The sequence below is a fragment of the Sphingobium sp. GW821-FHT02B05 genome, from assembly GCF_059421905.1.
The window spans coordinates 143,706-168,745 of sequence record NZ_JBWKVW010000002.1 but is presented as its reverse complement, the minus strand read 5'-3'; the positions used below and the strand labels follow the sequence as shown (position 1 = coordinate 168,745).

Below are 25,040 nucleotides of genomic sequence, written 5' to 3'. Positions count from 1 at the left end.
ATCAGCTGATCATCATCAAGCTGGCGTTACCGCCGGCCGCCGTGGTGTTGACGGAGGTCGACTGTTCCTCCAGCAGCCAGTCGAGGCAATAGCCATGGCCATGATCGTCGGCATGGACCGATACGATCGGGCCGGGGAGTTCTGCGACGCATTGCACGGTGGCTGCGACCTTCGCAGCATCGCCCTCGACCAGAGCGGCGGCATAATGACCGGTGGCATCCGTGCTGAAACAGGCAGCGACTTCGGCAGGTAGGCCGGGCGGGATGGTCATGCCTTGCACCACGCCCTGATTGCCGGTCGCAAGGACGGCCGCCATCTGGCGGAACAGGCCCTGCCGGGTGCCGGGGTGCAGCAATATGCGGCCACGCGGATGCAGGCCGTAGATATTGCGTTCGCCCACCGGGCCGGGCAGCGTCAGTTCGACGCCCAGCGCCGAAGCGTCCCCGGTGCGGCGCGCATGTGCGGCAAGATCCGCTTCCCCTTGCGCATCGAGCCAATCGGCGAAGGCGTGGAGCGGCGAGCGCAAATGGCTCACGCGCGCGGCGAAAACGGGCGGGACAGAAACGAGACGCCCCAGATATAGCGGCCCGCCCGCCTTGGGACCGGTGCCCGACAGGCCACAGCCGCCAAAGGGCTGAACGCCGACGATCGCGCCGATGACGTTGCGGTTCACATAGATGTTGCCGACCTTCACGCGCGCCGTCACGCGGGCGACGGTTTCGTCAAGCCGCGTATGCAGGCCGAAGGTCAGCCCATAGCCGGTCGCGTTGATCTGATCGACCAGCGTGTCCAGCCGATCGCGTTTGAAGCGCAGCACATGCAGGACCGGACCGAACACTTCGCGGCTGAGGTCGGCGATGGATTCGATCTCGACGATCGTCGGCGGGACGAAGGTGCCATGGGCAGCCTCGGCTGGCAGCAGGCTCTGTTCAACCTTTCGGCCCAGTGCAGTCATGGCGTCGATATGCTGGTTGATGCCATCGCGCGCTTCGGCCGAGATGACCGGGCCGATATCCACCTTCAGCGCGTCGGTGCGGCCAATGCTGAGTTGCGCCAGTGCGCCCTTGAGCATGGTGAGCGTGCGGTCGGCGACATCTTCCTGAAGGCACAGGATGCGCAGGGCCGAACAACGTTGACCCGCGCTGTCGAAGGCGGACGCGATGACGTCGGCCACCACCTGTTCGGCAAGGGCACTGCTGTCCACGATCATGGCATTCTGGCCGCCGGTTTCGGCGATCAGCGGGATGGGACGGCCGGTCGTCGATAGGCGGGTGGCCAGTTGGCGCTGAATCAGGCGGGCGACTTCGGTCGATCCGGTGAACATGACGGCGGCGGTTTCGGGTGCCGCCACCAGCGCTGCACCAATCCGGCCATCGCCGGGCAGAAGTTGCAGCGCATCGGCGGGCACGCCGGCCTCATGGAGCAGGCGGACCGCTTCGGCGGCGATAAGCGGGGTTTCTTCTGCCGGCTTGGCCAGAACAGGATTGCCCGCGACCAGTGCAGCGGCGACCTGTCCGGTGAAGATGGCCAGCGGGAAATTCCACGGGCTGATGCAGGTAACAGGGCCCAGTGCGGCCTGCGCTGGACCGAAGGTCGTGCGCGCCTGCGCGGCATAATAGCGCAGGAAGTCGATCGCCTCACGCACTTCGGCAATCGCGTTGGGGATCGATTTGCCGGCTTCTCGCACGATGAGGCCAAGCAGGATCGGCATGCGCGCCTGCATCGCATCAGCGGCGCGATCCAGAGCGGCGGCGCGATCGGCGACGGCGCTATTGCGCCAGAGAGAGACGGCGGCACGGATGGTCGCGGCGCGTGCGTCTTCGGGTGAGGCTTCCCAGACGGTGCCGACGATGTCGCGATGATCGGCGGGGTTCAACACCGGACGCGCCTCCCCCGCCGCGCTTGCAGGTGCAGCGGTCCAGGCAAGCGTGGCGCTGTGCTGCAAGGCCTGGCTCAATGCCGCAAGCGTAGTTTCACTGCTGAGATCAAGACCATCCGAATTGCGACGTTCGGGATAGATATCCGCCGGCAGGGCGATCTGGTCGTGGCGATGGCCGGGATGGGCCATGGCCAGAACGACATCGACCGGATCGGCGATCATCTCCTCTATCGAGACGTTGGGATCAGCGATGCGGTTCACAAAGCTGCTGTTGGCGCCATTTTCCAGCAGCCGGCGGACCAGATAGGCGAGCAGCGTCTCATGCGTGCCGACCGGCGCATAGATGCGGCAGGGACGGTTCAGCTTTGCCGAGCCAACGACCTGTTCGTAGAGCGGCTCGCCCATGCCGTGCAGACACTGAAATTCATATTTGCCGATCTGAAAGTCCGGACCGGCCAATTGATAGATGGTGGCGAGCGTCTGGGCATTATGCGTCGCAAATTGCGGGAAGACGGCGTCTGGCGCGGCCAGCAGCTTTTGTGCGCAAGCGACATAGGCGACGTCGGTATGCACCTTGCGGGTATAGACCGGGAAGTCGGTCAGGCCATCGACCTGCGCCCGCTTGATCTCCGCATCCCAGTAAGCGCCCTTGACGAGACGCACCATGATGCGGCGGTCGGCGCGGCGGGCGAGGTCGATGATCCAGTCGATGACGAAGGGGCAGCGCTTGCCATAGCCCTGCACCACGAAGCCAAGGCCGTTCCAGCCGGCAAGGTCGGAGTCGATCGCCAGGCTTTCCAGCAGGTCGAGCGAGAGTTCGAGCCGGTCGGCCTCCTCCGCGTCGATATTGAGGCCGATATCGTAGCGCTTCGACAGCATGGCCAATTGCTTCACGGCTGGGAGCAATTCGGCCATGACGCGATCGGCCTGCGCACGAACATAGCGCGGATGGAGTGCCGACAGCTTGATCGAGATGCCGGGGCCGGCATAGATGCCGCGTCCCGCCGATGCCTGGCCGATGGCATGGATCGCCTGCTCATAATCGGCATAATAGCGTTTGGCGTCGGCGGCCGTGGTCGCCGCTTCACCCAGCATGTCATAGCTATAGGCGAAACCCTTCGCCTCCAGTATTTTCGCGCGCTTCAGCGCTTCCTTGATCGTCTCTCCGGTGACGAACTGTTCGCCCATCATCCGCATGGCAAGGTCGACGCCACGGCGGATCACCGGCTCGCCGGCACGGGCGACGAGGCGGGTGAGCGCGGCGCCCAGGCCGCGATCGTCCACGCTGCCCACCAGCTTGCCAGTCACGACCAGACCCCAGGTGGCGGCGTTGACGAACAGCGACTTGTCGCCGCCCAGATGCGACCCCCAGTCGCCATCGGCAATCTTGTCCCGGATCAGCGCGTCGCGGGTTGCGGTATCGGGGATACGTAGCAGCGCTTCGGCCAGACACATCAGCGCCACGCCCTCCTGACTGGAGAGCGCATATTCCTGCACCAACCCTTCGACGCCGGTGCCCTTGTGATTGGCGCGCAGGGCGGTGACGAGGGTGCGGGCAGTGTTCGCGACCGCGGTTTTGGTTTCCGCCGGCAGGGTCGCGGCGGCAATCAGCGGAGCCAGCGCTTGCGCCTCATCGCGGCGATAGGCGGCGGTGATCGCCTCGCGCAGCGCAGTGGGCTGGCGCAGGGCGGGGGCGAAGTGCGCAAAGGGGTGCTGGTCGGTCATGGAGCAAGAATAATCCAGATCAGATTTTCGTTCCGTCTTTTGAATGGCCATCCATTGGTCGAAGTGACTTATTAAATGGCATATGCTAGGCAGATTATATGGATAGCAAGGCAATTACAGTCGAAATGGACGAGTTCGACCGGCGGATCATAGCCGCTTTGGTCGATGACGGACGGATGACCGTCACCGATCTGGCTGCTTTCGTCGGCCTTTCCAAGACGCCCTGCCAGGTGCGGTTGAAGCGATTGCAGGAGGCCGGCGTCATTCGCGGCTTTCGGGCGATCGTCGATCCAGCCAAGCTGGGGATGGACCATATCGCCTTTACCGAGGTGAAATTATCCGACACGCGGGAGGCCGCCTTGCGCGCGTTCAACGCGGCGGTACGGCGGATCCCGGAGGTCGAGGAATGTCATATGCTGGCGAGCAATTTCGACTATCTCCTCAAAGTGCGGACATCGGATATCCGGCGGTATCGGGTCGTGCTGGGCGAAAAGATCAGCGCCCTGCCCCATGTCGCCAGCACATCGACCTTCGTGGCGATGGAGACGGTGCTGGAGGCGGGGCACAAGCGGGTCAGTCGAAAAGGCTGAGCGGGATCGCGTCTCCCATCGCCTTATAGCCTTTTGGCGAGGGGTGGAGCGCATCGCCGTCGTCATAGGCCGGGAGCAGCCGGTCGGGACGAACGGGATCGCGGGTGACGCGGTCGAAATCGACCAATGCGTCGAAGCTGCCGGGTTTTCTGATCCATGTATTGACCGCCTGCCGGTCGGCCTCGTTGCGCGCATCGGCGTGGTAATAGGCGTTGCCGACGAAGGGCATGACGGTCGCGCCGATCACCTTGATACCCCTGGCATGGGCGCGGGCGATGATCTGCCGATAGGCGCCGATGATGCGGGCGACATGGGCCTGATGCTCGGCCGCGCCGACCGGCGCATCGCGGGTCAGGGTACCCAGGTCGTTGATCCCTTCCAGCAGGATCATGTGCGTCACGCCGGGCTGGGCCAGCACATCGCGATCCAGCCGCGCCAGCGCATTGGGGCCAAGGCCGTCGTTCAGCAGCCGGTTGCCGCCGATGCCCTGATTGACGATCGCGACATGGCGACGCTTCGGATCGGCCTGAAGCCGCTGCGCCAGCACGTCCGTCCAGCGATCATTGCCGTTGGTGGTGGAGCCTTTGCCGTCGGTGATGGAATCGCCCAGCGCGACGATGAGCTTTGTAGGCGTGCACCGCTCCACCTCCAGAGCGGCGAGATTGAACCAATGGTCGAAACCGGCTGCGCCGGGCATCGCTTCGGCGGTCAGATGATTGCCGGGCAGATGCCAGGATGTCGCGCGCGATCCGGGATGGGATGTCTGTTCCGGTTCACCATCATAGCGAATTGAGATGGCGATGTTGTCGAGCGCCCTGGCCGGCAGCGATACCGGGTCGGAGAGATAATCGGCACCGGCAGGAATGATGACCTCAGGCGCACCATCGAAGCGAAGCGAGATGAGCGTGCCGGGATCGACGGCGGGCGATGCGCTGCCGAGCGCGCGGGCGATGCTGGCGCCAGCAATGCGCAGCGGTTGGGTGCCGGTAAGATTGGAGAAGCGCACGCGCAACCGTTCGCCGGACACGGAAGGGCGGACGATCTGGCGCAGCGTCCGGTCGCGCAGCGTGCCGGCGGGCAGTGCGGCATCGCCGGTGGGACGCATTTGCGAGGAGGCCCAGCCGGCAACCCAGGTCGGGGAACAGGTCTTGGCGGCGAGCGGCGTTGCGACCAGTGCCAAAGGGAGGCCAAGGAGGAGAGAAAGCCGCATCATCATCTTGCCTTTTGCCATGATGGCGCGCCGCCGAAGCGACGGCCGAAGTTCACACCGTTGTTGCCCTGTTTGGGGCCGAAGCGTTCGCGATGCGCTTCCGACGCGCTCGCGAAGCGTCCCTTCCTATTCAGGGCCGACGGCCGTTCGGGAGGCAAGCCGGATAGATCAGATAAAATCCAACATTGGAAGCATGAGATCCCGATTTCTGCCCCCTTTACGGCCCCAAGAAAATAGGGCCGGCGTTGCGGCCGGCCCTGTCAGTTGGTCCTTGGGGAGGATCAGAAGTTGGCCCGGATACCGGCCAGAACCGACGTGCCCGGATAATAGACCGAGTAAGCGGCATTATCATATTCGAAGGTAGTGCGGATCGGCTCGTTCGTGATGTTGAGGACATCGAGCGTCAGGCGCATCGCCTTGTTGAAGAAGGGCAGTTCATAGCCGGCCGACAGGTCGAGCTGCCCACGGGCGTCCGCCTTCAGGTCCGCGCCGGCGATGCCGTTCTGCGGGCCGTTCAGCGCGATGGACTTGCCGTTCCAGACATAGTTCAGGCTGAGCGACAGACCGTGATTTTCGTAGAAGCCCTGAAGGTTGTAGGAATATTTCGACACGCCTTCGGCCACCAGACCCGAGGATGAAGACTGTTTCAGATAGGTGCCGTTGGCCGAGAAGCCGAGGCCCTTCACGAAGAAGTCGAGCGGCTGCACCCAGGTCGCTTCCAAACCCTTGATCTTGAGGTCGGAGAGGTTGACCGGGCGGTTCACGGTGATCGGCAGGTCGCTGATCGCCACGTTATTTTCCGTCGCGCGGTTTCGCAGAGCGTCCTGTTGCGTCGACAGAAGCGTATCGAAGGGAATGTTCAGCGAGCCGAAGGTCGCCTGCGTCGGTACCGTCGTCGTGAAGCCCTGGACATTCTTCACGAAGGCAGAGACGCCGACATAGCCGATACCGCCGGTGTAGAATTCGCCGCCGATATCGTAATTGTCCGATGTGTAGGGCTTCAGATTCGGGTTGCCCGCCGTCGCGACCAGTGCGGAGGGATCGGAGAAGGTGACGCCGGGGAGGATCTGACCGGCATCCGGGCGGGTCATCGTCCGGGACGCGGACGCGCGCAGCTTGATATTGTCCGCCACGTCATAGGTCAGGTTGATCGACGGCAGGAAATTTTCATATGTCGAGCTGGACGAGATATCGACGATGGTCGAGCCAACCTGGCTGGGACCCACGACGAGCTGGTCGGTATGCGCATAACGCATGCCCGCATTTATATGCAGATCGCGGCCGGCGATCTGGGTGATGCCGTTGACTTCAAAATAGGCGCCCCAAACCTTTTCATCCATGTCACCGGTCGCGCCGCCGGTAACGGCCCCGCGCGCCTCCGGTGCGGAGTCCCGATAGCTTTCATAGTCGGTAGCCGACTTGATGGCGTTGAAATCGGGCACGACGAAACCGGCTGCCGAGGAGCTTTTGAGATATTGCGCTACCTGGCTGTTGAGAATGGAACCACTGGTGCCGACACAGCCCGCGCCGCAGACCGAGGCCTGATAGGCGATGCTGTTGTCGTAGGCACGGATCGAGCGGGTCGCCCGGTCGTAGGCGGCGCCGACCTTTACGTTCAGGAATTCGTCGCCATAGCTGACGTCGAGATGCGCGCCCTTTGTCTCTGTCTTGCGACGGACCAGCTGCACATTCTGGCGATACCATTGCCAGCTGCCGTTGTTGGGATCGTTAAGGTCGAGGTTGGTGGTGATCGAGGGATAGTCGCCCTTGCCGCTATTGTCATAATAGACGTCCACGCCCGATTGGGGCGTCGTCTGGAACGCCCAGGTCGGCTGCTCGCGGAAGAAGCGGCTCTTGGAATAGTTGGCGCTCAGATTGACCGTCAACAGGTCGGTCGGCTTCCAGCTCAGGCTGGGGTTGACGTTCCAGAACTTTGTGGTCTGCTTGAACAGGCTCGCTTCGAGAAAATAGGACGAGTTGGCGAAGGTGCCGCTGGTCACGACATTGTTGTCGTCCACGGTCAGGTCGATCGGGATCATGCCACCGGTCGCCGTCGCGCCGGTGCCCGGTCCGGAATTGCGGACCTGCCAGTTCATGTTGACCTTGCTGTAATCGCGGGTGGACTTGGCCCACAGGCCGTCGATCGCGAAATGCAGTTCGTCGCTGGGCCGCCATTCGAGCGCAGCCAGCGCGGAAATGCGCGAACGGGTACCGTCGGTCAGGCTTTCGCGGCCCAGACGCGGCAGAAGCGCGGTGCTCAGTTGCGAACGGGTCAGGCCCGACGTGGCGACGACATCGACCGGTTGTCCCGCGACCAGACCGTGGCCGGCATTGCGCGGCACGACCGATGCCCAGGAGAAATTATTGTTGCCCGGATCACCCGCCCCCAGGCTACCGTCGGCCCAGCCGACCGTTTCAAAGCCCTTGATCCGTGTCTTGGTCTTCACGCCGGCGACCCCGACCAGAATGCCGAACGTATCGGTGGTGTGGCTGGCGACGATCGCGCCGCGCGGGCTGACCTTGTCATTGGGGCTGGTATATTGGCCCTGCGCCACCACGGTGAAATGCGTGCCTTCCTTGTCGAAGGGGCGCGCGTTGCGCAGGTTGACGGTGCCGGCGATGCCGCCTTCCAGCGTAGAGGGCGAAGGGCTCTTGGCAAGGTCGAGGCGGGTGAAGAGTTCGGAAGGAAAGAAGTCCAGATCGACTTCGCGGTTCGCGCTGCCGCCGTTGGTGCCGCCATCAGACGCGACCTGAATTTGCGATCCATTCAGCAGGACGCGGGTGAAGCTGGGGCCAAGGCCACGGATCGCGACCTGCGTGCCTTCACCATTATTGTCGCGGCGCAGGCGCACGCCCGGCATGCGGTTCAGCGTTTCGGCAAGGTTGGTGGCGGGCAGCTTGCCGATATCTTCGGCGAAGATCGAGTCACCGAAGGCGACCGCGTCCTTCTTGGCATTGGTAGCGCTCTGCAACGACGCGCGAATACCGGTTACGACGATGTCGGCGACTTCGCCATCCTGGGGCGCTGCGGCATCAGTCTGCGGCGCTGCGGACGGGGCGTCGGCCTGGGCGGCAGCGGCGTGGGCGAAGCTCAGCGAACCGATGGCGGACGCGGCGAGCAGCGCGGTACGAATAAAATGGGTGCGTGAAGACATGAACAAACCCCTCTCCTGAGCGCCGCCCCCGACTCTCCGGTGGGCGTAAACTGGTAGCGCTATCACTAATGCTTCAATAGACTTGCAGGCTATTTTGTCAAGACACCTCAATAGCAACAATGGTAACGGTATAGGTGACTACGCTGTCACCCGCGCAAAGCCGCCAATGCGGCAAGGGCACCGCGCTCTTCCAGCAGGGCAAGCCAATGGATCAGCGCCATGCGGAACCGGTCGTCGGTGGCAAGCGCCGGTGGAATCACGGCGTCGAACGCCAGGATGGCGGCGACGCGATCCTGCGGCGTCCGCGCATCGGCAAGGGTTGCGGCAATGGGTCCAGCGAGCGGGTCGTCCACCCGATGCGCATTGCCCTCATCATCCTGCCCCGCCTGCCAGCGTATCCAGGCGGCAACGGCGAGCGACAGGGCGTCGATCCCCTGCCCCGCCGCCAGTCGCGCGGCGATGGGCGCAAGCAGGCGCTGGGGCAATTTTTGCGATCCATCCATCGCGATCTGGCGCGTGCGATGGCGCAGCGTCGGATTGTCGAAACGCGCCATGAGGTCGCGACGATAGGCGGCGACGTCCAGTTCGGGTGGCGACGACAGCGTCGTTTCCGCCTCGTCCCAGAGCGCTTCCACAAAGGTGCGCGCCTCCGGCAAGGCCAGCACATCATGCACATGGTCGATGGCGGCAAGACCGCCCAGATAGGCGATGCCGCTATGCGCGCCGTTGAGCAGGCGCAGCTTGGCTTCCTCCCAGGGCGCGACGGCCTGTGTCAGTTGCACGCCGGCGCCGAAATCCGGGCGCGGGCCGCAAAACCTATCCTCGATCACCCATTGGAAGAAGGGTTCGGTCTTGACCATCGCCTGATCCTCAAAGCCAAGGCGGGTGGTGAGCCCAGCGATGTCTTCAGGCGTGGTGGCAGGGACGATACGATCGACCATGGTTTCGGGAAAGGCGCCAAGATTTGCGATCCAGTCGGCCAGTCCGGCATCATGGCGGCGCGCCAGTTCCAGCACGGCATTGCGCAGCCGCGCCCCATTATGGGGGAGGTTGTCGCAACTGATGGCGGTGAAAGGGGCAAGGCCGGCGGCGCGGCGCAGGGCCAGCGCGGCCACCAGATAGCCAGGCGCGGTCTGCGGACTTTCCAGTGAGGCCAGGTCGGCGGCAAGTTGCGGATCGTCCGCGATCAGGGCGCCGGTCGATGGATCGAGCTTATAGCCTTTTTCGGTGATGGTCAGGGTGACGATGTGCGTGTCCGGCGATGCCAGCGCGGCAAGCAACGCCGGCGGCTCTTCCGGGGCGACGATGACCTTCTGCACCGCGCCGATGATGCGCGCCTGTTCGTCTGCGCCGTCGCGCACCAGCATGGTGTAGAGGCCGTCCTGCGGTTCCATCTGGTCGCGCACGGCGGGCGAACGCAGCGAGGCGGCGACGATGCCCCAGCGCAGGTCGCCGGCATCGAGGGCATCGTCGAACAGCACGGCCTGATGCGCACGGTGGAAGGCGCCGATGCCGATATGGACGACGCCGCATTTCACGGCGGCGCGGTCATAAGTGGGCAGCCTGACGTCGGCGGGCAATTGCGACAGCGTGGCGGATGACAGGCAGTTCACAGCTTGTACGCCGCCTTGGCGAGGTCGTAGGCGAGCGCACGGGCAAGCTCCAACGCTTCATCCTCGTCCAGCCGATGCTCGGCGACCAGCTGGGCGAGCCAGGCGCAATCCATGCGGCGAGCGACGTCATGCCGTGCCGGAATCGACAGGAAGGCGCGGGTGTCGTCGTTGAAGCCCACCGTATTGTAGAAGCCGGCGGTTTCGGTGGTGCGCTCGCGGAAACGGCGCATGCCTTCCGGGCTGTCGTGGAACCACCATGGCGGTCCCAGCTTGAGCGCCGGATAGTGGCCGGCAAGCGGCGCCAGTTCACGCGCATAGACATCCTCGTCCAGGGTGAAAAGGATCAGCGTCAGGCGCGGATCATTGCCATAAGCGTCGAGCAGCGGTTTCAACGCCTGCACGAATTCCCCGGACGTCGGGATATCGCCGCCCTTGTCCCGGCCGAAGCGGGCCAGCACGGCAGCATTATGGCTGCGGTGGACGCCAGGATGGAGTTGCATGACCATGCCGTCCGCGATCGACATGCGCGCCATTTCGGTCAGCATATGGCCACGGAAGAGCTCGGCCTCCTTGGCGGTCGCCGGGCCGTTCGTGACCTTGGCATAGAGCGCCTCGATCTCGTCGCGGGGCAAGTTGGCGGTGAAGGCGGACGGGTGGCCATGGTCGGTGGAGGTCGCGCCGGCTTCGCGGAAATCGGCGCGGCGTTTTTCATGGGCGCGCAGGTAGCCGGCGAAACTGGCGGGGTCTTCGCCTGCCATGGCGCAGAAATGCCGGACATTGGCGATGAAGCGCGGATCGTCGGGGTCGAGAACCGGGTCGGGGCGGTAGGCGGTGACGACCCTGCCGCCCCAGCCCGACGCACGGATGGCGCGGTGATGGTCGAGCGGATCGAGCGGGCCTTCGGTGGTAGCGATCACTTCGATATTATAGCGTTCGAACAAGGCGCGCGGGCGGAAGGCATCGGTCTTCAGCGCGGCGTCGATAATGTCGTAATAATGGTCGGCGGTGTCCGCGTTCAACTGCACGTCGATGCCGAAGGCTTCGGCGAAGACCCAATCCATCCATATCCGGGTCGGCGTGCCCCGGAACAGATAATAACGCTCGGCAAAGCGGCGCCAGATGGCGCGCGGATCGCTTTCCGTCGCGCTGCCATCCACCGTCGGGATGCCCAGATCCTCCAGCATCACGCCCTGGCTCATCAGCATGCGAAAGGCATAATGGTCCGGCACGATCAGCAATTCCGCCGGATTGGCGAAGGGTTCGTCATAGGCGAACCAGCGCGGATCGGTATGGCCGTGCGGCGACACGATCGGCAGATCCTTCACGCTCGCATAGAGGCGGCGGGCGATGGCGCGGGTTGCAGGATCGGACGGGAACAGGCGGTCGGGGTGCAAATGCAGAGGCTTGGTCATGCGGGATTTCCGGGAGCAAAGGCGACCACCGGCTGGTAGCGGGGCAGCAGAAGGTGGATGACCGCCAATGCGATCAGATAGGCGACGGATGCGACCGCGAAGATCGGGCCGAAGCTGCCGACGGTTTCGAGGATCAGGCCGGCGAATTTGGCCATGAGCATGCCGCCGACCGCACCGGACAGGCCGCCCAGACCAACGACCGATCCGGCCATCCAGCGCGGGAAGACGTCACCGGGCAGGGCATAGAGATTGGCCGAGAAGCCTTGATGCCCTGCGCAGGCGAGGCCGATCAGGCCGACCGCGATCCACAAGGATGGCGCATGGGCGGCAAAGGCGATCGGTACGGCGCACAGCGCGGCGAGGAACATGGCGCTCTTGCGCGAGCGGTTGAGGCTCCACCCCCGGCCCATGAAGCGGGAGGAGGCCCAGCCACCAGCCACCGACCCGACATCCGCCAGCAGATAGACGGCGATCAGCGGCGGTCCGAAGTCCAGCATCTTCACGCCATATTGCTTGTTGAAAAAGTCAGGCAGCCAGAAGAGAAAGGTCCACCAGACCGGGTCGATCAGGAAACGGCCCGACATATAGGCCCAGGTCTGACGATGGCGGAACAGGGTCGCCCATTTGACCGGGCGTTTTTCTTCGACCGGATCGGTTTCGATCCAGGCCAGTTCCTGCGGGCTGAGGCTCTTCTTTTCGCGCGGGCGGCGATAGAAGGTCAGCCACGCCGCCAGCCACAGGACCGTCAGCAGGCCGGTCAGGATGAAGGCCCAGCGCCAGCCCAAAGTCACTGCGATGATCGGCACCACCAGCGGCGTCAGGATCGCGCCGACATTGGACCCGGCGTTGAAGATGCCGATGGCGAACGCGCGTTCCTTCTTGGGAAACCACTCATTGGTCGCGGCGATGGCGGCGGGGAAGGTTCCTGCCTCCCCGATGGCGAGCGGGATGCGGGCGATCAACATGCCCGCCGTGGAGGTGAAGAAGATGTGCGCGATGTGGCCGATCGTCCATAGCGTGACGGCAAGCGCATAGCCCGCCCGCGCGCCGATCCGGTCGATCAGCCGGCCGAAAAACACATAGGCAATGCCGTAGCCCGCCTGAAACCAGATGGCGAGGCTGGCATAGCCGCTTTCGCTCCAGCCGTAGCGAGCCTGAAGGTCGGGCTTGAGCGTCGGCAGGACAAGCCTGTCGACATAGCTGAGCACGACGGCGGCGAAGAGCAGGCCGCAGACGATCCAGCGGACCTTGCCCGACGGCCTGGGTGGGCCGGAGACGTTCGAGATGGTCATCATCGCCCTGTTCCAATCAGCTTCGTCGTGCCCGCGCAGGCGGGACGCGCCAGCGCACCGCAGCTAGTCCACCTCTCCCCGTTGCGGGGGATGGGGTGGGAGATGGATCCCCGCCTTTGCGGGGATGACGCGGTCAAGGGCGAGCGAGGCACCAAATCACCAGTTGAACATGGTGCCGTCTTCCAGCCGGTTTACCGGCAGGAAGGCACGATTATATTCATATTTGGCGGCCAGTTCCTCGTCGATGTCGACGCCCAGCCCCGGCGCTTCGCCCGGATGCATCGCGCCATCCGCGAAGGTATAGGCGTGCGGGAAGACCGCGTCGGTTTCCGGCGTGTGACGCATATATTCCTGCACGCCGAAATTGGGCACCGACAGGTCGAAGTGCAGCGCGGCCGCCATGCAGACCGGCGACAGGTCGGTGGCACCGTGGCAGCCGGTGCGGACCTGATAGAGATCGGCGAGGTTGGCGATCTTGCGCAGGTGGCTGATGCCGCCGGCATGGACCACGGTGGCCCTAATATAATCGATCAGCTGATTTTCGATCAATTCGCGGCAGTCGTGGATCGAGTTGAAGATTTCGCCCACGGCCAGCGGCGTCGTGGTGTGCTGGCGGATCAGCTTGAAGGCCTCCTGATTTTCCGCCGGCGTCGCGTCCTCCAGCCAGAAGGGGCGATATTGTTCCAGATCCTTGCCCAGGCGCCCGGCTTCGATCGGGGTCAGGCGGTGATGGATGTCGTGCAGCAGATGCACGTCCCAGCCGAGCGCCTCACGCGCGGCTTTGAACAATTCGGGCACGATGCGGAGATATTTGCTGGTGTTCCAGACATTTTCCGTCGGCAGGTCAGCGTCGGCGGGCTCGTAGAAATATTTGTCCTTGCTGACGCCATAGGTGCTGGCCATGCCCGGCACGCCGCACTGTATGCGGATCGCCTTGTAACCCTGCGCCTGATATTCCAGCGCGACCTTGACCGTATCTTCGATCGTGGTGCCGTTGGCATGGCCATAGACCATGACGCTTTCCCGGCTGGCGCCGCCCAGCAGCTGATAGACCGGCAGGCCGGCCAGCTTGCCCTTGATATCCCAGAGCGCGGTGTCGACGGCGGCGATGGCCGACATGGTGACGGGGCCGCGACGCCAATAGGCACCCTTGTAGAGATATTGCCAAATATCCTCGATCCGGTGCGCATCCCGGCCGATCAGGCAGGGGATGACATGGTCCTGCAAATAGCTGGCGACCGACAGTTCGCGCCCGTTGAGGGTCGCATCGCCCAGACCATAGACCCCGTCTTCGGTGATGATCTTGAGCGTGACGAAATTGCGGCCGGGACAGGTGACGATGACCTTGGCATCAATAATCTTGGGCATTTTGGCGATCCTGTTCAGATGATTTCAAGCGTGACGGTCTGAAGATTCTGGCTGTCCGGCCCGACCATGATGTCGAACAGGCCGGGTTCGACCACTTCTTCCATGTCGAGATTCCACAAGGAGAAGGCGTCGGGGCCAAGCGGGATGCGCACGGTCTTCGTCTCGCTGGGGGCAAGCGTGATGCGTTCGAAGCCCTTCAATTCCTTGATCGGGCGTGTGACGCTGGCGACTTGGTCGTGGACGTAGATTTGGACGACCTCGTCCCCTGCCCTTGTCCCCACATTGCGCACATCGACTTCGACCGTGACGCTGCCGCCCAGGCCGATGCGCGGTGCGGACAGTCTTGGCGTTCCCATTTCGAACCGGGTGTAGCTAAGGCCATAGCCGAACGGGAAGAGCGGCGAGATATCCTCGAACACATAACCGCGCCGGGCGCTGGGCTTGCGGTTGTAGAAGATCGGAATCTGCCCCGCATCGCGCGCGACGGTGACGGGGAGCTTCGCGCCGGGATTGACGTCGCCGAACAGGATGTCGGCCATGGCGATACCGCCCTCCTGCCCCGGATACCAGCATTCGAGCAGGGCGTTGGCACCCTCGACTACGGCCGGATAGCTGGGCGGACGACCGTTGATGGCGCAGACCACGATGGGCTTGCCGGTCGCCTTGATCGCGGCAAAAAGTTCATTCTGTTCGCCGACCAGATCGAGGCTGGTCCGGTCGCCCAGATGGTTCGTGGCAAAGCCTTCGCGGCTGGTCTGTTCGGTGTCGCCGATGGCGAGCAGGACGATGTCCGCCCCCTTCGCCACCTCGACCGCCTCGGCGATCAGCGCGCGGTTCTTGACCGGATCGGCCAGATAGACCTCATCGACCGACCGATCCTCGCTCTGGGTGATGTAGACGCCCTGGGCATGGACGACCTCCGCCTTGCCCTTGAGCTTGGCCTGAACGCCCTCCAGCAGCGACACGTCCTGACGCGGGATGGAGGAATAGCCGCCCAGCCGCGCGATGGCGGCATTGGGACCGATCACCGCGACCCGCTTGTGCGCACCGGGGGCGAGCGGCAGCGTGCCGTCATTCTTGAGCAACGCGATCGACTTGTGCGCGGCCTTCAATGCCAGCGCGCGCGCGTCGGCATTGCCGGTCAGCGCATCATAATCTTTGCGCGGCCAGGGATTTTCGAACAGGCCCGCGCGGAATTTGAGGGTCAACATGCGCGTGCAGGCGATGTCGACCGCTTCGGAGGGCACCTTGCCCGCGCGGACCTGTTCCACGAGCGTCCGATAGGTCATCCCATCGGGCAACTCGCAATCGACGCCGGCACGGAGGGCGGCGCGGGCCGATGCCTCCGGGTCGAGCTGGACATGGTGGATGGTGTCGAGTTCGTGGACCGCGCCATAGTCGCTGACCACCGCGCCGTCGAAATGCCATTCGCCGCGCAGGATATCGCCGAGCAGCCACTTGTTCTGGTGCGACGGGACGCCATCGATTTCATTATAGGATGGCATGACGGCGGCGATACCGGTGCGCTTCACCACCTGACGGAAGGGCGGGAAGAAATTCTCGCGCAATTCCCGCTGGCTGATCGGCGCGGGCGCTATATTTTCGCCGCTCTGGGGCTGGCCATGGCCGGTCATATGCTTGAGCGTGGCCATGACCTTGTCCGGGCCGAGCTGCTTGCTCTCGCCTTGCAGGCCCAGCACCGCCGCGACGCCCATTTCTCCGCACAGATAGGGGTCTTCGCCGAACGTCTCCTCGATCCGGCCCCAGCGGGGGTCGCGGGCGATATCCACCACCGGCGAGAGCGCCAGATGGACGCCGCGCGCACGGACTTCGCGGGCGATGACCGACTGGACGTCGCGCATCAGGTCGCGGTCGAACGCGCCGGCCATGCCGATCGCCATCGGGAACATGGTGGCATCGGTCGCCATATAGCCATGGAGGGATTCTTCGTGGAACAGCACCGGGATGCCGAGGCGGGTTTCTTGCGTGGCCCATTTCTGGACGGCGGTGACGAAGGCGACCGTATCGGCCGGCGTGCGCCAGCGTGCGCCGACGCCGCCGGCCTGCTGCGACCCGTCGGGCGCACCGCGACGATCCGAAGGGCGGGTGATCTGGCCGAAACTGTTGGGATAGGCCTTGCTCGCCTTGGTCGGCGAAAAGGTCAGGTCGTCCATGATGTCCGCCTTGGTCGCCCAGAGCGCGATGATCTGGCCGACCTTTTCCTCCAGCGTCATGCGGCCGAGCAGGTCGCGGACGCGCAGGTCGATGGGGGCGGAGGCATCCTTGTAGAGCGCCCCCTTCGCCTTTGCCGCGACGGCCGGGGCGGCCGCGAAGAAGGAGGTGGAGGCGAGCAAACCAAGCGCCTGGCGGCGAGCGAGGCGGGCGCTCATGGCTTCACCGTCAGCGTGGCGGATTTGAGCGCTACCGAGCTGTTGCCGGTCATGATCTCGAAATCGCCCGGCTCGACGACGCGGTGCATGTCCGCATCCCACATCTGAAGGCTTTCGGGGCTGATCGTGAAGGTGACGGTGCGGGTTTCGCCCGGCTTCAGGGTGACGCGCCGGAAGCCCTTCAATTCCTTGACCGGGCGGGTGACGCTGCTGACCTTGTCGCGGATATAGAGCTGGACGACCTCGTCGCCCTCCCGCGCCCCGCTGTTGCGGACATCGACCGAGACGGTCGTTTTGCCGCCCGTGCCGATGCTGGTCGCGGCCAGACGCGGCGGCGACAGGTCGAAGGTCGTGTAGGAAAGGCCGAAGCCGAACGGATAAAGCGGGTCGGTCGTGTCGAACAGATAGCCACGACGCGCCGACGGCTTGGCATTGTAGAACATCGGCAACTGGCCCACCGAGCGCGGCACGGTGACGGGCAGCTTCGCGCCGGGGTTCACATCGCCCAACAGCACGTCGGCGACGGCATTGCCGCCCTGCTCGCCCAGATACCAGCCTTCCAATATGGCATTGGCCTGTTCGCTGACCTTGACGGTCGACGCCGGACGACCGTTGATCAGGACGACGGTGATCGGCTTGCCGAGTGCTTTTAGCGCATCGAACAGTTCCTGCTGTTCACCGACCAGATCGAGCGACGGACGATCGCCCAGATGATTGTCGGCCCAGCCTTCGCGGCTCGACTGTTCGGTGTCGCCCAGCGTCAGGACGATGCGGTCCACATTCTTCGCCGCCTCCACCGCCTGCGCGATCAGCTTGCGATTTTCTTGCGGGTCGGACTTGGTGACGCTGTCTTCCCACCAGTCGTCATTTTCTGTGATCTTCACGCCCTGCGCAAAGACGATGTTCGCGCGCTTGCCGACTTTCGCCTTGATCCCGTCGAGGATCGACACCGTATGGGGCGGCTGGCCATAATAGCCGCCCAGACGCGCGACGGCTGCGCTGGGGCCGATGACGGCGATCGTGCCTTCGGGCTTGAGCGGCAGCATGCCGTCATTCTTGAGCAAGGTGATGGAGCGCTGCGCAGCCTTCAGCGCGAGGGCGCGGGCGTCCGCATTGTTGGTGATCTTTTCCGATGCGGCGGCATCGGCATAGGGATGCTCGAACAGGCCCGCGCGGAATTTGAGGTCCAGCATGCGGCGCACGGCCAGATCCACCTTCGCCTCGCTCACCTTGCCTTCGCGCACCAGCTTGCCCAGCGTCGCGTAGGACAGGCCATCGGGCAGGTCGGCATCGACGCCGGCATCGAGCGCGCGGATCGCGGCTTCCTCCAGACTGGCGGCGATATGATGGATGCTCATCAGCTGGTCGACGGCTGAATAGTCGGAGACGACCGCGCCCTTGAAACCCCATTCCTCGCGCAACACGCCTTCCAGCAGCCAGCGATTGGCGTGGCTGGGGACGCCGTCAATTTCATTGTAACTGGCCATGACGGCTTCGATGCCGGTGCGCTTCACCACCTGTTCGAAGGGCGGGAAGAAATTCTCGCGCAATTCGCGTTCGCTGACCGGCGCGGGCCCGACATTGGTGCCGCTTTCGGGCTGGCCGTGGCCGGTCAGATGCTTGAGCGTCGCGAACACCTTGCCATCGCGCAGATTGCGTTCGCGGCCGACGCCTTGCAGACCCTCGACCGCCGCGACGCCCATTTCGCCGACCAGATAGGGATCTTCGCCATAGGTTTCCTCGATCCGGCCCCAGCGCGGGTCGCGGGCGATATCGACCACGGGCGACAGGATCATCGGTACGCCGCGCGAGCGGATTTCGCGGGCGATGACGCTGTTGACGTCGCGCAGCATGTCCGTGTCGAAGGAGGAAGCCATGGCGATCGACTGGGGGAAGCTGGTGGCGCCGACGGCCGCATAGCCATGCAGCCCTTCTTCATGGAAGAGGATCGGGATGCCGAGCCGCGTCTGCGTCGTCGCCCATTTTTGCAGGGCATTGACGAGTGCGACCGTCTGGCGCGGATCGCGTCCCGGTGCGACACGCGGACTGACCGCCCCCTTCGCATCGGACGGGCGCGTGAAATGGCCAAGACCGTTGGGATATTGCGCCGCCAGCTTCGCCGGATCGAGCTGGAGCCGGTCATCGAAGATTTTGACCTTGTCGAGCCAGACAGTGGTGATCTGGGCGATCTTTTCATCCAGCGTCATGCGCGAGAGGAGGTCATCAACACGCGCCTCGATCGGGGCGCTGGCATCCTTGTAAACGGTCCTGGTCGATGCCGTGGCGGGCGCCGCGCACAGCGGCGCCATCGGCAGGGCGATGCCGAACGCCAGCGCCGATGCTGCGCACAAGATTTTGCGGTTACGGATCACGATGCCCCTCTCCATTTTATTGCCCGGCAATCTTTCCGCTTGCCGCGATCAAACTGATAGCGTTACCATTGCTTCGACAAGAGAGACTTGTCAATGCCCGATCAATGGGCTTTGACGTTCGGGGACAAGGGAGAGGATTTTCGTGAAAGCGCGCCTGTTTTGCTGGATGATTGCCATGGCTGGTACCGCGCTGGCGCCGGTTCTGGCGCCTGTGGCACAGGCCGAGGACGGCTATGATCTGTGGCTGCGTTATGCGCCTGCGGACAGCGCGCATGCGCCGGTTTTGGCGGCGCATGCGACCGCTATCGTGGCGGCAGGGACCAGCCCCACCCTCACCATCGCGACGCAGGAATTGCAGCGTGGCATTGCCGGCATGACCGGCACTACGCCTGCCCTGTCAGCCACGGTCCAGCAAGGTGCGCTGTTGCTGGCGACGCCGGCATCGACCCCCGCTTTGCCGGTCGAGACAGACGGATTGGGCGTGGAAGGCTATGCGATTCGCACAGCCACCATGAACGGCAAAACGGTCACGATCATTGCGGCAAACAGCGATGTGGGCTTGCTCCATGGGGCCTATCACTGGCTGCGTCTGGCCCAGAGCGGGGAGAGTCTCGACAATCTGGATATCCGCAGCGCTCCCAAAATCGGCCTGCGCCTGCTCAACCATTGGGACAACCTCGATGGCACGGTCGAGCGCGGCTATGCCGGGCAGTCGATCTGGGACTGGTGGCGGCTGCCCGACTGGAAGGGGCCGCGTTATACCGACTATGCCAGAGCCAATGCGTCGATCGGCATTAACGGCACCGTCCTCAACAATGTGAATGCAAAGGCCGACAGCCTGACCACGCCCTATATCGCCAAGGCGGCGGCGCTGGCGGATGTGTTTCGTCCCTATGGGATCAAGGCCTATCTGTCGGTCAAGTGGACCGCGCCGATGGAACTGGATGGCCTGAAGACAGCCGATCCGCTGGACCCGGCCGTCGCTGCATGGTGGAAGGCGAAGGCGGACGAAATCTACAAGGCGATCCCCGATTTCGGCGGTTTCCTGGTGAAGGCCAACAGCGAGGGCCAGCCGGGGCCGCAAGATTATCACCGCACCCATGCCGATGGCGCGAACATGCTGGCCGCAGCGGTGAAGCCGCATGGCGGCATCGTGATGTGGCGCGCCTTCGTCTATGCGCACGACAATCCCGACGATCGGGCGAAGCAGGCCTATACGGACTTCAAGCCGCTGGACGGCAAGTTCGCCGACAATGTCATCGTGCAGGTGAAAAATGGCGCGATCGATTTCCAGCCGCGCGAACCCTTCCACCCCCTGTTCGGCGCGATGCCCAGGACACCGCTGATGATGGAATTCCAGATTACCAAGGAATATCTGGGCCAGTCGACGCACCTCACCTATCTCGGCCCGCTGTTCGAGGAGACGCTGGACGCCGACACCTTTGCCAAGGGCAAGGGATCGACCGTGGCGAAGGTGATCGACGGATCGCTGGAGGGGCACAAGCTGACCGGCATTGCCGGCGTCGCCAACATCGGCGTCGATCGCGACTGGAGCGGGTCGATCTTCAACCAGGCGGACTGGTATGCGTTCGGCCGCCTCGCCTGGGACACGAGCCTGTCGGCGGAGGCCATCGCGCAGGAATGGGCGGAGATGACCTTCTCGCCCGATCCCAGGCTGGTGCTGCCGGTCGTCAGGATGATGATGGGGTCGCGCGAAGCGGCGGTCGATTATATGACCCCGCTCGGTCTGGCCCATGTCATGGATACCGGCCATCATTATGGGCCGGGGCCATGGGTGTCGGACCTGGCGCGCCCGGAATGGAACCCGGTCTATTATCACAAGGCCGATGCGAACGGCATCGGCTTTGACCGCACGAAGAGCGGCAGCGATGCCATCGACCAATATGCCGCGCCGCTCGCAAAGCGGCTGTCCGATGCGAAGACCACGCCGGAGCGCGACCTGCTGTGGTTCCATCATGTGCCGTGGAATTATCGCCTGAAATCGGGCGAAAATCTGTGGGATGGGCTGGTCCACCATTATGATCGGGGCGTGACCTATGTCGCGGACATGCAGACGACATGGGCGTCGCTCAAACCCTATGTCGATGCGGAGCGATTTTCCGAGACGGAAGCGTTCCTGACCATCCAGCATCGCGAAGCGCAGTGGTGGCGGGACGCCAGCATCGCCTATTTCCAGTCGGTTTCGAAACGCCCCCTACCCGCCGGATCGGCCGAACCCGCCCATGATCTGAATTGGTACAAGGCGCTGAAATTCCCCTATGCGCCGGGGCATAACTGATTTTTCGCTTTGCATATGACGGATGATGTCGCACCCATTTCACGTGCGACATCATCCCAGCGAAAGTGCCTTCTTGAGCGATAGCCGATCTTCCCGCCGCCAGCGCAATGCGCCCACCATCAATGACGTCGCCGTCCATGCCGGTGTGTCGCCGATGACGGTATCGCGCGTCATCAACGGCGAACAGGTGGTGCGCGCGGCCACACGGGAGAAGGTGGAAGCGGCGATCGCCGCGCTCAACTATGCGCCCAGCGCCGCCGCGCGCACGCTGGCGGGCGGTGAGGAGACGCGGATCGGCCTGCTCTATTCCAACCCCTCCTCCTCCTATCTCAGCGAATTTCTGGTCGGCAGCCTGGATCAGGCCAGCCGCAGCAGCGTCGACCTGGTCGTGGAAAAATGGGACGAGGAGACGTCGATCGCATCGGTCGTCGCCCATTTAAAGCGCGGGCGGATCGACGGCGTGATCCTGCCGCCACCCCTGTGCGACCTGCCGGAACTGGTAAAGGCGCTGGATGCCGCGGGCATCCCCGCCGTGGCCGTTGCGACGGGCCGCGCGCCAGGTGAACTGGCCGCCGTCAGCATCGACGACAGGCTGGCGGCCTATGAAATGACCCGCCATCTGATCGCGCTGGGCCATAGCCGCATCGGCTTCATCAAGGGCAACCCCAATCAGAGCGCCAGCGCCAGACGGTTCGAAGGCTATGTCGCAGCGCTGGGTGAGGCCGGCCTGCCGGTGCAGGATGAACTGATCGCGCAGGGTTATTTCACCTATCGATCGGGGCTGGACGCTGCCGAACATATATTGTCGCTGATCGATCCGCCGACCGCCATTTTCGCCAGCAACGACGACATGGCCGCCGCGACGGTGGCGATAGCGCATCGCACCGGGCTGGACGTGCCGGGCGACCTGACCGTGTGCGGGTTCGACGACACGTCGCTTGCAACCACCATCTGGCCGGAACTGACCACCATCCGCCAGCCGATCAGCGCCATGGCGCGCGCGGCGGTGGAGGTGCTGGTTCGGCAGTTGAAGGGGCGGCGCGGCAGCGACGCGGGGGTCGAGCATCTGGTGCTGGACCATGCGCTGATCCGGCGCCAATCGGACGCCGCACCCCGGATGCGGCCACGATTGGGCGGGCGCGGTTAAGGCACAAAGGCCCGTTCGCTTCGAGCCAGGTCGAGAACCGGCTATAGTAGCGCTGCCGCTTCTCGACTTCGCTCGGAACGAACGGAGGTTGGCTTACGCCTCGCCGAATACGCGGGCGAAGATCGTGTCGACCTGCTTGAAATGATAATCGAGGTTGAACTTGTCCTCGATGTCCTGCGCTGAGAGCGCGGCGGTGACGTCCTCGTCCGCCTTGAGCAGCGCAAGCAGCGACAGTTGCCCGTCCGATTCCCACACCTTCATGGCGTTGCGCTGGACATAGCGATAGCTGTCCTCGCGGCTCACCCCCGCCTGGGTCAGGGCCAGCAGAACGCGCTGCGAGTGGACGAGGCCACCCATCTTGTCGAGATTCTTCATCATCCGCTCAGGATAGATGAGCAGCTTGTCGATGACGCCGGTGAGGCGTGCCAGCGCGAAATCGAGCGTGATGGTCGCGTCTGGGCCAAAGAAACGCTCGACCGACGAATGGCTGATGTCGCGCTCATGCCACAACGCGACATTCTCCAGCGCCGGCACGACGGCGGCGCGCACGACGCGGGCCAGGCCGGTGAGGTTTTCGGTCAGCACCGGGTTGCGCTTGTGCGGCATGGCCGAGCTGCCTTTCTGGCCGGGCGAGAAATATTCCTCGGCCTCCAGCACTTCGGTGCGTTGCAGGTGACGGACCTCGACCGCGAGACGCTCGATCGACGAGGCGATGACGCCCAGCGTGGCAAAGAACATGGCGTGGCGATCGCGCGGGATCACCTGCGTCGATACCGGCTCGATGGCAAGGCCCAGCTTCTGGGCGACATGTTCCTCGACGCGCGGGTCGATATTGGCGAAGGTGCCGACGGCACCCGAAATCGCGCAGGTGGCGACTTCTTCGCGCGCGGCGATCAGGCGGGTCTTGCAGCGGCTGAACTCAGCATAGGCTTCGGCCATCTTCAGGCCGAACGTCACCGGCTCGGCATGGATGCCATGGCTGCGGCCGATGGTGGGCGTGAGCTTATGTTCGAAGGCGCGGCGCTTGATCACCTCCAGCAGCTTGTCGAGATCCTCGATAAGTATGTCGGCGGCGCGGGCAAGCTGCACGGCCAGGCAGGTGTCGAGAACGTCGGAGCTGGTCATCCCCTGATGCATGAAGCGGGCTTCGTCACCCACCTGTTCGGCGACCCAGGTCAGGAAAGCGATCACATCATGCTTGGTCACCGCCTCGATCGCGTCAATCGCGGGCACGTCGATCGCGGGGTTGGTGGCCCACCAGTCCCAAAGCGCCTTGGCCGCCGATGGCGGGACCACGCCCAGTTCACCCAGCTTTTCGGTCGCATGCGCCTCGATCTCGAACCAGATTTTGAAGCGGGCCTCCGGCTCCCAGAGGGCGGTCATTGCGGGGCGGGCGTAGCGTGGGACCATGGCGCGAATCCTTAGCGTCTTAAAAGGAGGAAAACGTGCCGCGCGCCTAGCAGCGTCGGCCCATCGGGGCAAATCGGGAAAGGGAAAAGGACAAGTCCTGCGATATTTGCATCATGCCGATAACAAAGACCGATGAAGCGAGTATATTTTCAAGACGAATGACCCCGTCTGAATGGATGTTCAGGAACATTCGCCAGTCCCCGTTCATTATTGTCCCAGCATAACGAGATTTACCCGAACATGATCTGTTTCGACTCTTTTAAAGGTGACAGGAGATTACCATGGTCCGCACGTTTATACTGACCGCCGCGCTGGTGGCAACGGCCCCTGCCATGGCGCAGATGGCGCCTGCCCCGGCGGATGGTACTACACAAGCAATGCCGGCCGCACCTGCCGCTCCGGCAGCGCCACAAGCTGCAACCCCAACCGCGCCTGCCAATCCGGCGGCATCGGTCGCCTCGATCGTCGATGCCGAATTCCCGGCTTATGATGCCAACAAGGACGGGCAACTCGATCAGCCGGAATTTACGCGCTGGATGGTGGCGCTCAAGAGCCAGGAGATGAAGGCGACTGGATCGACCCTGCCCGCTGAGCAAGTCACGGCCTGGGCCAACGGCGCCTTTACCACGGCGGACAAGGACAAGAGCATTTCGGTCAGCAAGCCCGAACTGGTCAGCTATCTGAGCGGCGGCGCTGCATAAGGCATAATGGACCCCCCCCTGTCACGAAGGCGGGGACAAAAGAGCCTGAATGGGTCGCACCGGGAGGCGGCATGGTACGAAGGCCATGCCGCCTCTTTTTTTGTTGAACTTGCGCGATGGCCGGCTTGTGCGATGGCGATCACGAAACCGGGAGATCATTCAGGCGCCGTCATGCTGAAGAGAGTTCGGCATGACGATCGAACCGGACAAGCGCCGGTCGATCAGCCCTTTTTGCGGGTGTAAAGCAACGCCGCGACGATCGCGGCGGACCCGATGCCGACCGCCGCGCCGGCCCATACGCCCTTGCCGGCCGACTTGATCGCCGCGGTGGCGAGATCTACCCTGCTCTTGTCCTTGGCCGGTTCGGCTGCTGGTGTTGCGGGAGCGGCGGCTGCGCCAGTCTCTGGCGTGGAGTCTTCGGTGTTGCTCATGGTCGTTGCAGCTATGCCGCAAAGCAGGTGCGCGGAAAAGCCATTA

At 63.9% G+C, this 25,040-nt stretch carries 15 protein-coding genes; 4 read left to right on the top strand and 11 right to left on the bottom strand.

Translation table 11 applies throughout. The annotated features are described in order from the left end of the window. Position 1: 1 nt before the first annotated feature. Entirely contained in the window at positions 2-3,604 is a 3,603-nt protein-coding gene (putA, locus tag AC07UX_RS10600; RefSeq protein WP_495191962.1) for a trifunctional transcriptional regulator/proline dehydrogenase/L-glutamate gamma-semialdehyde dehydrogenase, read from the bottom strand. A 98-nt stretch (positions 3,605-3,702) separates the two neighbouring features. Between putA and AC07UX_RS10595 the strand changes: the two genes are divergently transcribed. Continuing rightward, positions 3,703-4,194, top strand: a complete 492-nt coding sequence (locus AC07UX_RS10595) for an Lrp/AsnC family transcriptional regulator (protein WP_495191961.1) — start codon at positions 3,703-3,705, stop codon at positions 4,192-4,194. On the opposite strand, the gene AC07UX_RS10590 is transcribed toward AC07UX_RS10595, so the two are convergent. The 8 genes from AC07UX_RS10590 to AC07UX_RS10555 all read right to left on the bottom strand — a co-directional run bounded on the left by AC07UX_RS10590 (position 4,178) and on the right by AC07UX_RS10555 (position 19,006). After that, on the bottom strand, positions 4,178-5,404 hold the full coding sequence (locus AC07UX_RS10590; protein ID WP_495192281.1) for an SGNH/GDSL hydrolase family protein: 1,227 nt from the start codon (positions 5,402-5,404) through the stop codon (positions 4,178-4,180). The genes AC07UX_RS10595 and AC07UX_RS10590 overlap by 17 nt on opposite strands. A 281-nt stretch (positions 5,405-5,685) precedes the next feature. Then, positions 5,686-8,559, bottom strand: a complete 2,874-nt coding sequence (locus AC07UX_RS10585) for a TonB-dependent receptor (RefSeq protein WP_495191960.1) — start codon at positions 8,557-8,559, stop codon at positions 5,686-5,688. A 146-nt stretch (positions 8,560-8,705) separates the two neighbouring features. After that, on the bottom strand, positions 8,706-10,172 hold the full coding sequence (locus AC07UX_RS10580; protein WP_495191959.1) for a mannitol dehydrogenase family protein: 1,467 nt from the start codon (positions 10,170-10,172) through the stop codon (positions 8,706-8,708). Next, entirely contained in the window at positions 10,169-11,584 is a 1,416-nt protein-coding gene (uxaC, locus tag AC07UX_RS10575; protein WP_495191958.1) for a glucuronate isomerase, read from the bottom strand. The genes AC07UX_RS10580 and uxaC overlap by 4 nt, the downstream gene beginning before the upstream one ends. After that, positions 11,581-12,879, bottom strand: coding sequence for an MFS transporter (locus tag AC07UX_RS10570; RefSeq protein ID WP_495191957.1), 1,299 nt, complete (start codon positions 12,877-12,879; stop codon positions 11,581-11,583). The genes uxaC and AC07UX_RS10570 overlap by 4 nt, the downstream gene beginning before the upstream one ends. Positions 12,880-13,032: 153 nt before the next feature. Next, on the bottom strand, positions 13,033-14,244 hold the full coding sequence (manD, locus tag AC07UX_RS10565; RefSeq protein WP_495191956.1) for a D-mannonate dehydratase ManD: 1,212 nt from the start codon (positions 14,242-14,244) through the stop codon (positions 13,033-13,035). A gap of 14 nt (positions 14,245-14,258) precedes the next feature. Beyond that, positions 14,259-16,634 carry a glycoside hydrolase family 3 N-terminal domain-containing protein gene (locus tag AC07UX_RS10560; RefSeq protein ID WP_495191955.1) on the bottom strand — a complete coding sequence of 792 codons (2,376 nt, stop codon included), beginning with the start codon at positions 16,632-16,634 and terminating at the stop codon, positions 14,259-14,261. Then, positions 16,631-19,006 carry a glycoside hydrolase family 3 N-terminal domain-containing protein gene (locus AC07UX_RS10555; protein WP_495191954.1) on the bottom strand — a complete coding sequence of 792 codons (2,376 nt, stop codon included), beginning with the start codon at positions 19,004-19,006 and terminating at the stop codon, positions 16,631-16,633. The genes AC07UX_RS10560 and AC07UX_RS10555 overlap by 4 nt, the downstream gene beginning before the upstream one ends. Before the next feature lie 175 nt (positions 19,007-19,181). Between AC07UX_RS10555 and AC07UX_RS10550 the strand changes: the two genes are divergently transcribed. Together AC07UX_RS10550 and AC07UX_RS10545 are read left to right on the top strand one after the other, a co-directional pair. Next, the gene (locus tag AC07UX_RS10550; protein WP_495192280.1) at positions 19,182-21,305 is read left to right on the top strand and encodes an alpha-glucuronidase family glycosyl hydrolase; all 2,124 of its coding nucleotides are present in this window, start codon (positions 19,182-19,184) and stop codon (positions 21,303-21,305) included. Between the two features lie 73 nt (positions 21,306-21,378). Continuing rightward, on the top strand, positions 21,379-22,452 hold the full coding sequence (locus tag AC07UX_RS10545; protein WP_495191953.1) for a LacI family DNA-binding transcriptional regulator: 1,074 nt from the start codon (positions 21,379-21,381) through the stop codon (positions 22,450-22,452). A gap of 93 nt (positions 22,453-22,545) precedes the next feature. Here AC07UX_RS10545 and purB read toward each other — a convergent pair whose 3' ends face one another. Next, positions 22,546-23,862: an adenylosuccinate lyase gene (gene purB / locus AC07UX_RS10540; protein ID WP_495191952.1), complete on the bottom strand. Its 1,317-nt coding sequence runs from the start codon at positions 23,860-23,862 to the stop codon at positions 22,546-22,548. Between the two features lie 281 nt (positions 23,863-24,143). On the opposite strand from purB, the gene AC07UX_RS10535 reads away from it, so the two are divergent. Then, positions 24,144-24,563: an EF-hand domain-containing protein gene (locus tag AC07UX_RS10535; RefSeq protein ID WP_495191951.1), complete on the top strand. Its 420-nt coding sequence runs from the start codon at positions 24,144-24,146 to the stop codon at positions 24,561-24,563. Positions 24,564-24,784: 221 nt separating this feature from the next. Here AC07UX_RS10535 and AC07UX_RS10530 read toward each other — a convergent pair whose 3' ends face one another. Then, positions 24,785-24,994: a hypothetical protein gene (locus tag AC07UX_RS10530; RefSeq protein ID WP_495191950.1), complete on the bottom strand. Its 210-nt coding sequence runs from the start codon at positions 24,992-24,994 to the stop codon at positions 24,785-24,787. Between the last annotated feature and the right edge of the window lie 46 nt (positions 24,995-25,040).